The organism is Pseudoalteromonas sp. SANK 73390 (genome assembly GCF_054966645.1).
In genome coordinates this window covers 1-12,814 of record NZ_ARPN01000054.1, presented here as the reverse complement: position 1 = coordinate 12,814, position 12,814 = coordinate 1, and the positions used below count along the sequence as shown (strand labels likewise).

Below are 12,814 nucleotides of genomic sequence, written 5' to 3'. Positions count from 1 at the left end.
TCGTCACCCTGAAATAATATTCGTCACCCTGAACTTGTTTCAGGGCCTTATTTTAAAGCGGTATAACCTCAGCAAGATCCTGACCTGCGTCAGGAAGACAGCACTCAAAAAGTAGCAATTTTCAACAATTATTGATATGTTACAATATAACATTTCATTATGGTGCGTAACTAAACAATCATAGTGATCCTTACATAATATAAAACAACCACGTTGAGGTTTTTATGCAAAATCATGCTCGACTTCCAGTCACGGTTTTATCTGGGTTTTTAGGGGCAGGTAAAACCACCGTGCTCAACCATATCCTTAATAACAGAGAGGGGCTTAAAGTTGCCGTTATCGTTAATGATATGAGTGAAATCAATATTGATAGCGCCACTATAAAAAATGAAATTAGTTTTAATCGCTCAGAAGAAAAACTGGTAGAAATGAGCAACGGTTGTATATGTTGTACATTAAGAGAAGACTTATTAGAGGAAATTACGCACCTTGCACACCATGGTAACTACGATTACTTAGTAATAGAGTCGACTGGTATTTCTGAGCCTCTTCCGATAGCTGAAACCTTTACATTTACTGATGAAAACGATGTCAGCCTCAGTGATATTGCATCATTAGATACCATGGTAACCGTGGTCGATGCGTTCAACTTTTTAGATGATTACGACAGAGCCGATTTACTCAATGAAGTGGGTGAAAGCCTTGGCGAGGAAGATGAGCGCAGTGTTGCCGATTTATTAGTTGAACAGGTCGAGTTTGCTGATGTATTACTTATTAGCAAAATAGATTTAATATCTCAAAAAGAGCTTAAGCGATTACAAAGCATTCTCAGCACACTAAACACTGAAGCGATACAAATACCCATTGAAAATGGCAAGGTGCCTGTTAAGCAAGTACTATCGACTAACAGGTTTAGTTTTGAAAAAGCGCAACAAGCACCCGGTTGGCTCAAAGAGCTACGCGGAGAGCATATTCCAGAGACCGAGGAATTTGGTATTTCAAGTTTTGTATTTAGCGCAAGACGCCCTTTTCATCCACAAAAATTCTATGACTTTTTACACAATAAAGACATCGCAGGAAAGCTTATTCGCTCGAAAGGCTTTTTTTGGCTAGCAACGCGGCCTGAGTTTGCAGGAAGCTGGAGTCAAGCCGGTGGCATGGCTAGATATGGCGCAGCAGGTTTATTTTGGCATGCAGTACCAAAAGATCAGTGGCCGGACGACCCTGAATATCTCGACGCAATTGCACAGCAGTGGGTTGAACCATTTGGCGACATGCGACAAGAGCTGGTATTTATCGGGCAAAATTTAGACAAACATGACATCACAGAGCGCTTACATAACTGCTTGTTGAGCGAAGAAGAAGTATTACAAGGTCAAGATGCTTGGTCGACATACTCAGACCCTTTTCCAAGCTGGGGGAATTAATATGCAAGTACAGAAAAGTCAACCAAGTCCTTCTTGGTGCGATGATCACTCTCCATTGGTATTAACGGAAATTTTTTCACCTAGCAACAGCGTGGCGATTTGGAAGCGTGAGGAGAACGCCACTGTCAGTCAATATTTTGAAAGTGCCTTTGCAGCTCTAGGACTAGGCATACGCGGGGTATTTTCAATCAATACATTAAAAGATGCCATCAGTGATATGCTGCCCGACTATGAAGGTAAGCAAAAGGCTGTCAATGACATTTACTTATTGTCAGACATACTTACCTGCCTATTTGAGTGTGACGCAGTCGGCTTACGTATCGCGCCTTTAACCTCTGCGATGTGCCCAAGCTTTCATATAGATAATATACCCGTTCGCTTAGTTCATACTTATGTGGGCTCAGGTACGCAGTGGTTACCCGTAGAAACGCTCTATGAAGATGTGCCACAAAATGTAAAAGGTAATTTTACTAAAACAAATTTTGGCCGCTTTTATGATAAAAATCACATCCAGCAAATGAGCGCATTTGATGTTGGCCTACTCAAAGGTAAGGCATGGCAAGACCATGAACAAATGGCAGCAGTCCATCGCTCATGCCAAGTGCAAGCACACGAAAAAAGAGTGCTTCTTACTCTTGATCCAATGTAAGTAACTTGTGCTTAAGATAAATCTATATTTTAGTCGGCCTCTTTAGCAAAGCCCCAATTAGGCCGACTCATGGTTACATTATTTTTGTTTAAACGTCAGTAGGCTGTCAAATACCGACTCCATCTCAACGCAATAGCTTTGGCATTTCTAGTGAACACAGGTGCTTTTTCTGCAAAGCAAAAAATTTCGCCAATGGGCTGTCGCCAATATTATTGTCGCCAGCATAGTAATCAGCTTTTCTGCCAATTCTGAGCCTAAATCATGTGCAAACCATGCGGTACTTATGAGTAGTAATAACCCACAACTAATCCCCATAAGTACAAATTTATCTTTATGACGACGACATCCCAAAAAAGCGGCAACCGAACTCATAGGCACAATTAACCAAACTAATGCTTGATGAAAAGCATGTTCACTGACAGACAAAGATGCTAAAGCTGGAAACAAAACCAGCATTATAGGAAAAGCAGCACAGTGAATTGCACAAACAGCAGACACTCCAATGGATAGGTGGTCTAATAATGGTTGAGTTAATATTTTCATTTGGCTTTTAAATAATGCTTAATTCAATTTGTTACAGTATATCATAACAGATGCATTTGAATATCCATTCCTGATTACTTTTTCCAGTTTCCACATAATTTATAGCAGGCAAAAAATATAAAAAAGGAGGCTAAGCCTCCTTAATCAATCAGTCGTTTAACTCATTATTCTATGACATCGGATACTGCACCTATTTAAGGTATGTGGTTATATCGCTTATAACTCAACAGAGTAACCAGTGTGCCAGTTAAGCTCATAATACCAATAACAGTAATTACCCCTCGCAGCGCGCCATATTCAAAATAGGCAAAACCGCAGCTCATTAATAACATAGCCAACGCAGTAAATCGATGCAGCGGTTTAGTCGTTAACCCTCCCCGCTCTTTTAGCAAATAAACAGCAAACACTGATAATATTATTACAATAATCGTCATTACTTCGCTCCTAAATGCTATTAACAGGTATTTGGTTAGCGGCATCTGTTACTTTAACAGTGTTGAATTTTTTGCCTATACGCAGTAAGTAAAACCCCAAACCAAAACAGACTAAATCAATACCTAAACTCACTTTGTTGCCGTATGTCCATTCACTGAACAAAGTACTCCCCGATACTAAGATATCAATCGGAAAAATAACCATTAATAAGCCAGCTGTTAAGCCTAGTAATTGTCTTGCAACTTGTTTTTCACATGTTGCTAAAAAAGCCCAAATTACCACCAACAGCCAGCTACCAAAAAACGGCCACCACAGTGCAGTACCCACATTATCAACCTGTATCCAATGCTTAAATGCCACGTTAGCTGGGAACAATAAAAGCGTCGCTATTACTACACCGCCGCACCCGCCTACGATCAATCGGTTAAAACGTTGATAAGTAGTTAAACTGTATTTAGGATTTGCTGCATTAACCCCTCTTTGCATCCAAAGCATAAGTCCTGTTAAAGGTAAAAGCGCCGTGCCAATACCTAGTACCGCCCAAATAACTTTTACTAAAATGCCGCCAAAATTACCAAAGTGCAGTGCAAACATCACATCTAATACAGCCCCAGAATACCCGTCTAAGCGCGCAAATCGACTGTATTTTTGCACAAATTCACCACTGGCATTATACACCACTGTTTGCGCTGCCATATTGCTACCGCTGGTGGTTTCGACATACATCATTGCACTTGCATCTGCATACCCTTTTATTGTCATCAGCCTAAGTTTCGCCTCATCATCAATGCTCAGTGCATGTTCAAATGCTTGAGCTACAGAGGTAGGCTGAGCAATATGCTGGATAACAGGATCTGGTACGGCGGTAAATGTTTCAATCAGCTTGTCTTGATCACCGCCAAAACTAACAAAAGCAGCAGCTGGCACCAGTACCACCACTGCTAAACCTAAAAAGGCACCAGTAAAGGCGATAACAGAGTTAAACAATAACCCCCACACACCAATTGCTTTATGCCCATCATTGAGCATTAAACTTAGGTTTTTGCGAGGCCTAAATGTAAACAACTGACCAAGGATTTTTCGGTGAATAAAAATGCCAGTTATAATGGAGAGCATCATGGTTAAGCCCAACACTCCAGTGGTCAATAACCCAATTGGCCTACCCATGTGTAAATCAGCATGAAAACCGACAATAAAGCTACCCATGTCGTATCGGCTATTAGCGAAAAGTGCTTCAACGGTGCCTGTATTTTGTTCAATGAATTCATATGTGTTGGGGTCAAATTCAAATATAGTTGCCACAGGTGGCCCACTTATTGGCGCATTATCTTTTGTTTTATCAACTTCACCATGATGTGATTCAAACATGATCAGTAGCCGAGTAGCGGCACTCATACCGGGTAAAAATACCAACACTTCTTCTTTGTAATGTGCTGGTACTTTTTGTGCATACTCTGCAATCAACCGCTCTATTTTTACGGCATCAATTTGTGCCATGGACCTAATTTCAGGGTTAGCCCAAAGCTTTATTTCCGAGCGACCAAACACAGAAACCGCGCCTGTAAAGGCAATAACAAATAATAACATGCCGGTGATAACCCCAACCCAACTATGCAGCGTGTAGAGCTTTTTTATAGATTTACTTTTCATTATATTACCCCACTAATGCCCAATATGATAAAGCGCCATGACTAATACAAAGCGTGCCCATAAGCACCCATGGATGCCATGCTTTTTGCGCCATATAGCTGTAAACGCATAGTCCAGTCCAAATAAATGGAAACAATAAGATAGGCACTGCAATCTGATCAACAGCACTAAATGGTAAATACGTTGTCATACCGGGAATAAGCACAACACAGGTAATAAACGCCATAAGTACACCGCCAAGGTTGCGACTTTTTATAGACGTAAAAACGCTCGTCCTTGTATTGTTTTTCATACTTGCTACCTAACAATTTTGTAAAAATTTGGGGCAAATAGTGCCCCAACATAACGCTTAAAACTCAGCAAGTAAGCTAATACTTAGCTGCCTAGTACGACCGATATTTTGCTGCCCATAACTGGCTGAATTGGCTAAGTTGTCTGCTTCAAAGAAGTAGCTGGTAATGTATTGCTCATCAAACATGTTGCGGGCATCTACTCTTAGCTGATAGTTATTCCACTGATATGCTACGTGTGCATTAACAATAATGCGGCTGTCATTTTGAGGATCAGAATTAATTGCAAACTTAGCATCATCTAACGAGCTTGCAGGGTCCAAGTACGCATAACTTTTACCCTTGTAGTTAGCATTGGTGCCAATGGTAAAGCCATTATCAAATTCATAATTTAGCGCTAAATTTGCAGTCCATTTAGGTGAGTCTTCAAATGAGCGCCCAGCAAGGTCTTTAACATCTCCTGTCGCTTGCATAACATAGTCAAAACTATCAAACTGTGTTTTTGATAGACCAATTCCTGCAGTGATAGAGAGTGCATCGGTTGGGTAGTAAAACAACTCTGTTTCAAACCCTTTTATGTTTGACTCTCCCGCATTCACTGTTTGCGTATCGAAATTAGCACTGGATAATTGAATTTTTATTTGTTGGTCTGTCCATTGTGTGTAAAACACATTGGCATTTAACATTATTTGGCCATTTTGCCATACAGAACGAAAAGAAAGCTCGTAGTTGTCTGTATATTCAGGCTCATAGGTGAATGTTTCTTGTCGTGCTATGTTAGTGCCAACCCCACCTGAACGATAACCTTTTTGATAGATTAGGCTTGTTGTTATATCTTCATTCAAGTGATAACTAACACCCAGTTTTGGTAACCATGCATCAAAATCAGCATCAGCTAGCGGCTCAACACCGGATGCATTTTGCGCCATGGAAGTCAGTTTGCTATTGATACCCATTGCTACTTGATTAAGCGGTGCAGGAAGCTGGCTTGCATCTGGTAAAGTATTATTTATGCTGTAATCAGCATTAGAACCATTTTTTTGTGTTTCTTTATCAAAACGTAAACCGGCCAAAATATCTAACTGTGAACTCACTTTCCATGTCATATCAGCATAAATAGCAAATGACTCGACTTGCTGCTCAACCTTTGAACTTAAGCCTAAAATAACGGGGTCAATATCAGGGTAAAGCGGCACAATTAAGTTTGTAATTTCGCTTGGAAGGCCAAAGCCACCTAGTTGAGTAGGTGCGCTCAACAACACTTCTAGAGGCGGTAATCCCAAATCTGCAAACGATAAAAAGCGCTCGCCGCTGGCTTGATCGTTAACATCAAGCTTTGACATGTAAACACCGCTTACCACTTGCAATTGCTCAGACTCATAAGTTAAACGCAACTCTTGACTGAAAGTTTCATCTTTACGAGTGTAATAATTATCTGCAACAACTTGCTGGGCACTCATATCACCATCCCAGTTGTAACTATAATCTGAGTCACTATAAGTCGTTACAGAATCAAAGCGCCAAACATCATTAATGTCCCAAGAAACTTCTAAGTTGTATAAATCGGTGTCTGTTGTTTCAAATATATGAGAGTTATTCCACACTTTACGCTCAAAAGGGCTGTGTCCATAATCAAACAATGCCCATTGCGGCCCAAACTCAGCCTGAGCACTGCTTAGCGTTAATAATGCATCAATATCGTCTGTTGGTTCAAATAGTAACTTAGCGCGAATCGTTTGATTATCTTCATCATTTTGTTTCTCTTGGCGCGTCACATTATAAATGTCGCCGTCAAACTGTTTATCTTCAACTGCCACTCTAAATGCCAATCTATCATCCACTATTGCCCCACCTGCAGCGAGCGCAAGCTCTTGCTGACCATGCTCGCCAAGTGTGACTTTGCCTTTAGCTGAATATTCATAGCTCGGGTCTTGTGTACGCATCATGATTGCACCCGCTAAGGCGTTACGACCTTGTAAAGTAGACTGTGGGCCACGAAACACTTCAACTTGCGACAAGTCCCATACCGATAAAGCACCACTTCGAACCACACGATAAGGCAACGACGCCCCATCTAAATACATACTCGTTAAAAAGCTATTACCACCGCCAGATACATTAAATGCATTGATACCACGAATTGTGAAACCTTGATTAAAATCACCTGATACATTAGGAATAACATTATAAATATCAGCCACATTTTGCACATTAAGCTTTTTAATTTCGCTGCTTGTAAGTACAGCCACACTGTTAGGCGTTTCTTTCAAAGTACGATCTATCTTTTGACCCGTAACGACAATTGTTTCTAGTGATTCATCACGCATATCTTGAGCAAATGACAGTGAAGAGGCCAAACTACCAGCAAGCATTAAACTGGTGGTGATTTTGTTGTATTTCATGTTTTCTACGTTTCCATTGTATTTTATCGCTCTTTAACGTGACCAAAGCAGACATATGGGCATATTTAAAGAGAAGCGACTACATAATTACTGTCACACTTAAGCAGAGATTTAAGCGCCAGCAACACACAAAGGCAATGATAATGAATTGCATTTAGATTAACAATCTGTTTTTGCTACTTTGCAGTAAATAACAATACTCCGTCACACTGAACTAGTTTCAGGGCCTTAGTTTATCTCTGCGAAAAATATAAGATCCTGACCTTCGTCAGGAAGACATAACTGTTAGTAACAGATAACCGTCACCCTGAACTGGTTTCAGGGCCTTAGTTTACCTCTGCGAAAAGCATAAGATCCTAACCTTCGTCAGGAGGACTAGATTAGTGACTGTTAAATTTGCTTAGCTTTTGTGAAATAAGCCAGCGTGTGGCGGATTGGGTAGATTGAAATTGCTGCAATACTGACAAAATTGAATGTCCAGCCTACATAAAAATATAAAGATTTAAACGCATGGTAATCAAAGTAACCCCTAGCCACGAGCTGCAACATTTTAAGTGTCATAAAAGTAAACGAACAGTACAAATTTATACGTGCAGTCCTTGAAAAAAGACAGCTTTTTATTCTATGTAGATAAAACAACGTAACTATAAATGCGAAAGAGTGGATCATCCCAGCTAAGTAAAATAATTTCATTTTATCATCAAGTTTACTCATCAATGGACCTATAAGGAGTTGTTCTAACTCAGAGCCTAATAAATGGAAAAATAGCAAGCACAAAGAGGTCATAAAACACGAATGCATTTCATGTAACTGAAGAGAACTTAACGCTCTGCCGCGTGCGTAAAATAGTGACCATCGATAAGTTGGGAACTGCGTGACTAAAAACCACAATACAATTAAAAATTCATAGCCTTTTACAAACCAACCAAGTTGATATACTAGGTCGTTCAATTCCATTTGTGTCATGTCGTGATATTCCCTGTAATAAAAAATTAAGTACATCGTCTTTCATTTACGCATAAAAATAGCGATCTAAGATCGCCATTTTGCATGAATGAAATTTTATTTTAGCTAGCTTTACTCTGCTGCGGCACGCCTTTGTTTAAAATGGTCTTTAAGAGAGCGAATAGGATAAGTACACAAGGCACCGATGGCGATAAAGTTACATGTCCATACGCCAACTTTATACAACCAGCTTAGGCTATGATAATCATAATAGCCTCTTGCAATTAGCTGCATTCCCAGCAGGCCCATATAAACTAGAGTAGTGTACATACAAATACGTGCCGACGGTGAGAAAGTACAACCTCGCACTAAATGCAAACAAAAGAGAGTCATCGCAAATGCAAATTGCACAATCACACCACTAGTATAAAACAGTTTAATTTGTTCAACCTTATCCATTTCGAGCAATATTATAAACTGATCAACTTCGGAGCCGACTAAATGAAAAATTAAAAAACAAAATGCAGCTAAAAAGCAAGAATAGAGTTCGTGATGTTGCACTGACGCTAAATCTTTTTTTACCCCAAAAAATAACTTCCAGCGCATTTTTGAAAACTTATGCAACCAAAAAAGTACAATTAAAAACTCAATACATTTTAACACCCAACCTAAATTATATAAAATTTCATTCATGGTATTTTCTTCTCACCTTATTTGGTTTAGCAATTACATGTATAAACTGTTGACCAATAGCTACCTTGAGCTTGTTGCTGAGGCTCTGCAGCATCCCCCCCACCAGCCCCACCAACCAACTTTGCCCGTTCTTTCGATAACTCTTTAAGTTTTTTCGCTTTAATGTTTAATTTAATTGAGGTTTTCATTATCCAGTCCTTATATTCGACATACATTCCTCACCTCAGCGCGACAGTGTTAACCCAGCGTACACAACCTGGCAACATGCCAACCAAATTAAACTTTAGCTAACGGCTTGGTTTGTATGAAATTATTAATATTCTCATACCTGCGGCGTTAGTACACAACATACACAGGCAAAGCTATATTACTTTTTTCATAATCGCCGAACAAATAATTAAGTTAATTAGCCTAACAGGTAGGTAAGTTTACTAAACACTTTTTCTCAATGATGGATTGCTATTTACTACATGTACTACAAAAAATTATGCCGATTTGGTGAAACTTTTGTCACTCTTTTGGGTCTGACCTTGTTAACTCTGTGGCACTACAATCACGCATAGCTAGGTATTAAAATCGTGGATACATTACTTAAAAATCAATTTTATAAACTTAAAGACTATCAAATAATACTGATAGGTTGGGCACTCATACTTACCGTTGTGTGCTTAAACTGCGCCGTGCATAGTGTGCTAATAGCCAAAGAGCGCGTTGATATTGCCTCGTCGATTATTTGGTCTTTGCAAAAATTTGGGGTGTGGTTAATGCTAACACCTATGCTGTGTAATACATTTAATCATAGCCAAGTAAAATATCGGGTTAATCATTACTTGATAGTAGGTATATATGCCATTAGTTTTGCACTTGCGGTTAACACCACGCTTGATATGGCCATAGAACAAATTACTTGGCAGGCAAGCTTATTTTACCAGTGGCACAACCACCTTGTTGCCTATGCGACGATTGTAATAGTGTGGCACCTTAAACATTCATTATTTGATGCGCAGCCTACACAACACACCCCCATATCAACAGCATACCCTCTTCATGAAGAAAGCTGTAGTGCATCACTTGAACAAATAGAAACCGAGCAACACCAGCAAGCCCATTTATACCTAGATGATATAAACATCGCTCTAGCAGATATTGTATTTATAAAAGCTGCGGGCAACTATATTGAAGTGACCACACCTGAACAAACCCATTTACTTCGCGCCACCATGAAAGAGCTTGAGGCACATTTACCAAATACACAATTCTTCCGCTGCCATCGTTCGTATTTTATCAATCTATCCTATAGCCAAAAAGTGGTTAATGCCCGTGCAGGCCATGGCTATATCGTGCTTAAAAACCAGCAACAAGTACCAGTAAGTAAAAGCAAGCGCCGCAATGCGCATCAACTGATACCCATTTAGTTTAAAGGCGCAGGGATGAATGGAGGAGTAACACAAACTTACCCCAAAGCTTTGCCATTAATCACACCGAGCTAGTCGTATGAGAGTGATTTAGTTAACTTAATTGTATTAAAAACTAGGAGCAAATACTATGAGTTACCATTCACTTTCCGTTACAACAAAACTACTACACTGGCTAGTGGGCTTTACCATGCTGGGGCTTATCACCGTTGGCTTCTATATGGTTAATCTTGAGATGTGGGCACTGTACCCTATTCATAAAGCCATCGGGGTATTGGCATTATTACTGATTATACCCAGAGCTATTTACCGTATTAAAAATGGTTTTCCTGCACCGATTGAGGCCATGACTGTCACCATGCAAAAGCTTGCCCATAGTGCTCACTGGTTGCTTTTACTCGGTACGCTACTAATGCCTATTAGTGGCATGCTCTATTCAGGCTTTGGTGGTTATGGTATTGATGTATTTGGGTTGACTTTGGTTTCCAAAAACATAATTAATGGTGAAGTAGTCCCTATTAATGAAAATATCTTTATCATTGCTAAAAATGCCCACAGCCTCATTGGATATGGCTTATCAGCACTGATTTTAGCCCATATTGCCGCCGCTTTTAAGCACCACTTAATAGACAAAGACGCCACCTTAACGCGTATGCTTGGTCGCAGCTAAATTGCGATAATTGAATTAGAACAGCGGTAAGTGCCACTTATGAATTTAATATCAATTTTATTAAAACACTGAGAATTCTAGCGAGCTTAATAACTCTTTAACTGCGTTAAAAATGATTCATATAGAATAACGGCATACCGAAATTTTTGCCTGATTACTAAACTATTTATCAACCGCAATATTTGATCATTTATTTAATGCAATTGGTATAAGTGGCATTTATAAGCAAATTTAACGTGTTTGTGTAATACCAATTGCATTAAAGACTTAAAAGCTATAACGCTGTTATTCATATGCTATGAATGACTAATGGCATTATTTTTAGATAAATAGAGATATTTTACTTGTAGAAGTACAAAGAGAGAAATTAGATAGACTTTAGAAAATAAAGTGGCGTCCCCAAGGGGATTCGAACCCCTGTTACCGCCGTGAAAGGGCGGTGTCCTAGGCCTCTAGACGATGGGGACACAGAAATTGCTTTGCAAATAATTAATTACTAAGCATGTGTCACTAGGACTGGCTATTTTAACTCGCACCATATGAGTTTACGTTACCCTACCGAAGTAAAGTGGCGTCCCCAAGGGGATTCGAACCCCTGTTACCGCCGTGAAAGGGCGGTGTCCTAGGCCTCTAGACGATGGGGACGCAGAAATCGGTTTGCAAATCACTGATTTGCTATTTCTGCGTTAAATGAGACCGAGCCTGCGAGGCGAATGGCCTTATTCTTTGGCAGAAATATAGAATATCAAAAGATGTTCTATTTCTGTGTCACTAGGACTGGCTATTTTAACTCGCACCATATGAGTATATTGTTTTATAAACTACTCGAGAGTTTATAAAACAGACATCACTTAAAAATAAGTGGCGTCCCCAAGGGGATTCGAACCCCTGTTACCGCCGTGAAAGGGCGGTGTCCTAGGCCTCTAGACGATGGGGACACTAAAATGTGTTCTAGGACAATTGCACTTAGTAAATGGTGGAGCTATGCGGGATCGAACCGCAGACCTCTTCGCTGCCAGCGAAGCGCTCTCCCAGCTGAGCTATAGCCCCATTCAAGAACAAACATTGCAAGAAACTTGCGCGTTCGTATTGCTGAGTGCGGGGCGCATTCTATTGGCCCCCACAAACAAAGTCAACAATTTTTAGCGAACTTTTTATCAACCGTTTTAAAAAACAGCAATTCGCTGGCAATATAACCATTAACTGCTCTTTTATCAATAAAAACCCTTGTTTTTGCACAAAAAAACGACCTTTTTTTGGCGTCACTGCTGTGCCGTAATATTGTATTATAAAGATCAAGCAATACTACTTTTACATACACAACCCCAACTCACCATTTTACTTTTACAAAAATACCGATAATAATCGTAAAACAAGCTTTCCCCTTTTCAACAATTAAATACACCTTCAACTTCAAATAGTTCACCAATGTAATTACAACTATTGTGATTTAGGGAAATTACATGCAGATTACCCTCATGAAAGATGCACATTTAAGCTGACGTTATTACGAACATTGAATTTTATTACCTTCCTTTTCTAACGTGGTAATAATGAAGAGCTATTCGTATCTGGTGATAAAAGCCGCATATAAACTAAAATTGTAACTTCAAGTATTGACACTATTTCAAGTCTCCCTATAATAGCGCCCCACAACGACGCACCAAACGTTGTTTGTAATTTAGATATGGGTCG

At 39.6% G+C, this 12,814-nt stretch carries 12 protein-coding genes and 4 tRNA genes; 4 read left to right on the top strand and 12 right to left on the bottom strand.

The window, feature by feature from the left end; all coding sequences use genetic code 11:
• Window positions 1-224 precede the first annotated feature (224 nt).
• On the top strand, window positions 225-1,427 hold the full coding sequence (gene zigA / locus SANK73390_RS07680) for a zinc metallochaperone GTPase ZigA (protein ID WP_462765152.1): 1,203 nt from the start codon (window positions 225-227) through the stop codon (window positions 1,425-1,427).
• A 1-nt stretch (window position 1,428) separates the two neighbouring features.
• Entirely contained in the window at window positions 1,429-2,076 is a 648-nt protein-coding gene (locus tag SANK73390_RS07675) for a DUF1826 domain-containing protein (RefSeq protein WP_462765150.1), read from the top strand.
• Window positions 2,077-2,223: 147 nt separating this feature from the next.
• Here SANK73390_RS07675 and SANK73390_RS07670 read toward each other — a convergent pair whose 3' ends face one another.
• The 8 genes from SANK73390_RS07670 to SANK73390_RS07635 form a co-directional block, all read right to left on the bottom strand.
• Window positions 2,224-2,619 carry a MerC domain-containing protein gene (locus tag SANK73390_RS07670; RefSeq protein WP_462765148.1) on the bottom strand — a complete coding sequence of 132 codons (396 nt, stop codon included), beginning with the start codon at window positions 2,617-2,619 and terminating at the stop codon, window positions 2,224-2,226.
• 194 nt (window positions 2,620-2,813) lie between these two features.
• Window positions 2,814-3,053, bottom strand: coding sequence for a hypothetical protein (locus SANK73390_RS07665; RefSeq protein ID WP_462765146.1), 240 nt, complete (start codon window positions 3,051-3,053; stop codon window positions 2,814-2,816).
• Between the two features lie 10 nt (window positions 3,054-3,063).
• Window positions 3,064-4,704, bottom strand: coding sequence for a PepSY-associated TM helix domain-containing protein (locus tag SANK73390_RS07660; protein ID WP_462765144.1), 1,641 nt, complete (start codon window positions 4,702-4,704; stop codon window positions 3,064-3,066).
• A 4-nt stretch (window positions 4,705-4,708) separates the two neighbouring features.
• The gene (locus SANK73390_RS07655) at window positions 4,709-4,996 is read right to left on the bottom strand and encodes a hypothetical protein (protein WP_462765142.1); all 288 of its coding nucleotides are present in this window, start codon (window positions 4,994-4,996) and stop codon (window positions 4,709-4,711) included.
• Between the two features lie 57 nt (window positions 4,997-5,053).
• Window positions 5,054-7,396: a TonB-dependent receptor gene (locus SANK73390_RS07650; protein WP_462765140.1), complete on the bottom strand. Its 2,343-nt coding sequence runs from the start codon at window positions 7,394-7,396 to the stop codon at window positions 5,054-5,056.
• Between the two features lie 390 nt (window positions 7,397-7,786).
• Window positions 7,787-8,362, bottom strand: coding sequence for a hypothetical protein (locus SANK73390_RS07645; protein WP_462765138.1), 576 nt, complete (start codon window positions 8,360-8,362; stop codon window positions 7,787-7,789).
• Between the two features lie 111 nt (window positions 8,363-8,473).
• Complete coding sequence (locus SANK73390_RS07640; RefSeq protein ID WP_462765136.1) at window positions 8,474-9,034, bottom strand: hypothetical protein; 561 nt, start codon at window positions 9,032-9,034, stop codon at window positions 8,474-8,476.
• A 26-nt stretch (window positions 9,035-9,060) separates the two neighbouring features.
• Window positions 9,061-9,222: a hypothetical protein gene (locus SANK73390_RS07635; protein WP_462765134.1), complete on the bottom strand. Its 162-nt coding sequence runs from the start codon at window positions 9,220-9,222 to the stop codon at window positions 9,061-9,063.
• Window positions 9,223-9,612: 390 nt separating this feature from the next.
• Between SANK73390_RS07635 and SANK73390_RS07630 the strand changes: the two genes are divergently transcribed.
• Complete coding sequence (locus SANK73390_RS07630; protein WP_462765132.1) at window positions 9,613-10,449, top strand: LytR/AlgR family response regulator transcription factor; 837 nt, start codon at window positions 9,613-9,615, stop codon at window positions 10,447-10,449.
• A gap of 130 nt (window positions 10,450-10,579) precedes the next feature.
• On the top strand, window positions 10,580-11,119 hold the full coding sequence (locus SANK73390_RS07625) for a cytochrome b (RefSeq protein ID WP_462765130.1): 540 nt from the start codon (window positions 10,580-10,582) through the stop codon (window positions 11,117-11,119).
• 391 nt (window positions 11,120-11,510) lie between these two features.
• Here SANK73390_RS07625 and SANK73390_RS07620 read toward each other — a convergent pair.
• The 4 genes from SANK73390_RS07620 to SANK73390_RS07605 form a co-directional block, all read right to left on the bottom strand.
• A tRNA-Glu gene (locus SANK73390_RS07620) sits at window positions 11,511-11,586 on the bottom strand.
• Between the two features lie 102 nt (window positions 11,587-11,688).
• A tRNA-Glu gene (locus tag SANK73390_RS07615) sits at window positions 11,689-11,764 on the bottom strand.
• 217 nt (window positions 11,765-11,981) lie between these two features.
• Window positions 11,982-12,057: transfer RNA gene (locus tag SANK73390_RS07610), tRNA-Glu, on the bottom strand.
• Between the two features lie 36 nt (window positions 12,058-12,093).
• Window positions 12,094-12,169 (bottom strand) — tRNA-Ala (locus SANK73390_RS07605).
• Window positions 12,170-12,814: the final 645 nt, after the last annotated feature.

Bases quoted from the DNA above. Each gene is read 5' to 3' on its own strand.
- zigA (WP_462765152.1), top strand. From the start codon at position 225: ATGCAAAATCATGCTCGACTTCCAGTCACGGTTTTATCTGGGTTTTTA.
- SANK73390_RS07675 (WP_462765150.1), top strand. From the start codon at position 1,429: ATGCAAGTACAGAAAAGTCAACCAAGTCCTTCTTGGTGCGATGATCAC.
- SANK73390_RS07670 (WP_462765148.1), bottom strand. From the start codon at position 2,619: ATGAAAATATTAACTCAACCATTATTAGACCACCTATCCATTGGAGTG.
- SANK73390_RS07665 (WP_462765146.1), bottom strand. From the start codon at position 3,053: ATGACGATTATTGTAATAATATTATCAGTGTTTGCTGTTTATTTGCTA.
- SANK73390_RS07660 (WP_462765144.1), bottom strand. From the start codon at position 4,704: ATGAAAAGTAAATCTATAAAAAAGCTCTACACGCTGCATAGTTGGGTT.
- SANK73390_RS07655 (WP_462765142.1), bottom strand. From the start codon at position 4,996: ATGAAAAACAATACAAGGACGAGCGTTTTTACGTCTATAAAAAGTCGC.
- SANK73390_RS07650 (WP_462765140.1), bottom strand. From the start codon at position 7,396: ATGAAATACAACAAAATCACCACCAGTTTAATGCTTGCTGGTAGTTTG.
- SANK73390_RS07645 (WP_462765138.1), bottom strand. From the start codon at position 8,362: ATGACACAAATGGAATTGAACGACCTAGTATATCAACTTGGTTGGTTT.
- SANK73390_RS07640 (WP_462765136.1), bottom strand. From the start codon at position 9,034: ATGAATGAAATTTTATATAATTTAGGTTGGGTGTTAAAATGTATTGAG.
- SANK73390_RS07635 (WP_462765134.1), bottom strand. From the start codon at position 9,222: ATGAAAACCTCAATTAAATTAAACATTAAAGCGAAAAAACTTAAAGAG.
- SANK73390_RS07625 (WP_462765130.1), top strand. From the start codon at position 10,580: ATGAGTTACCATTCACTTTCCGTTACAACAAAACTACTACACTGGCTA.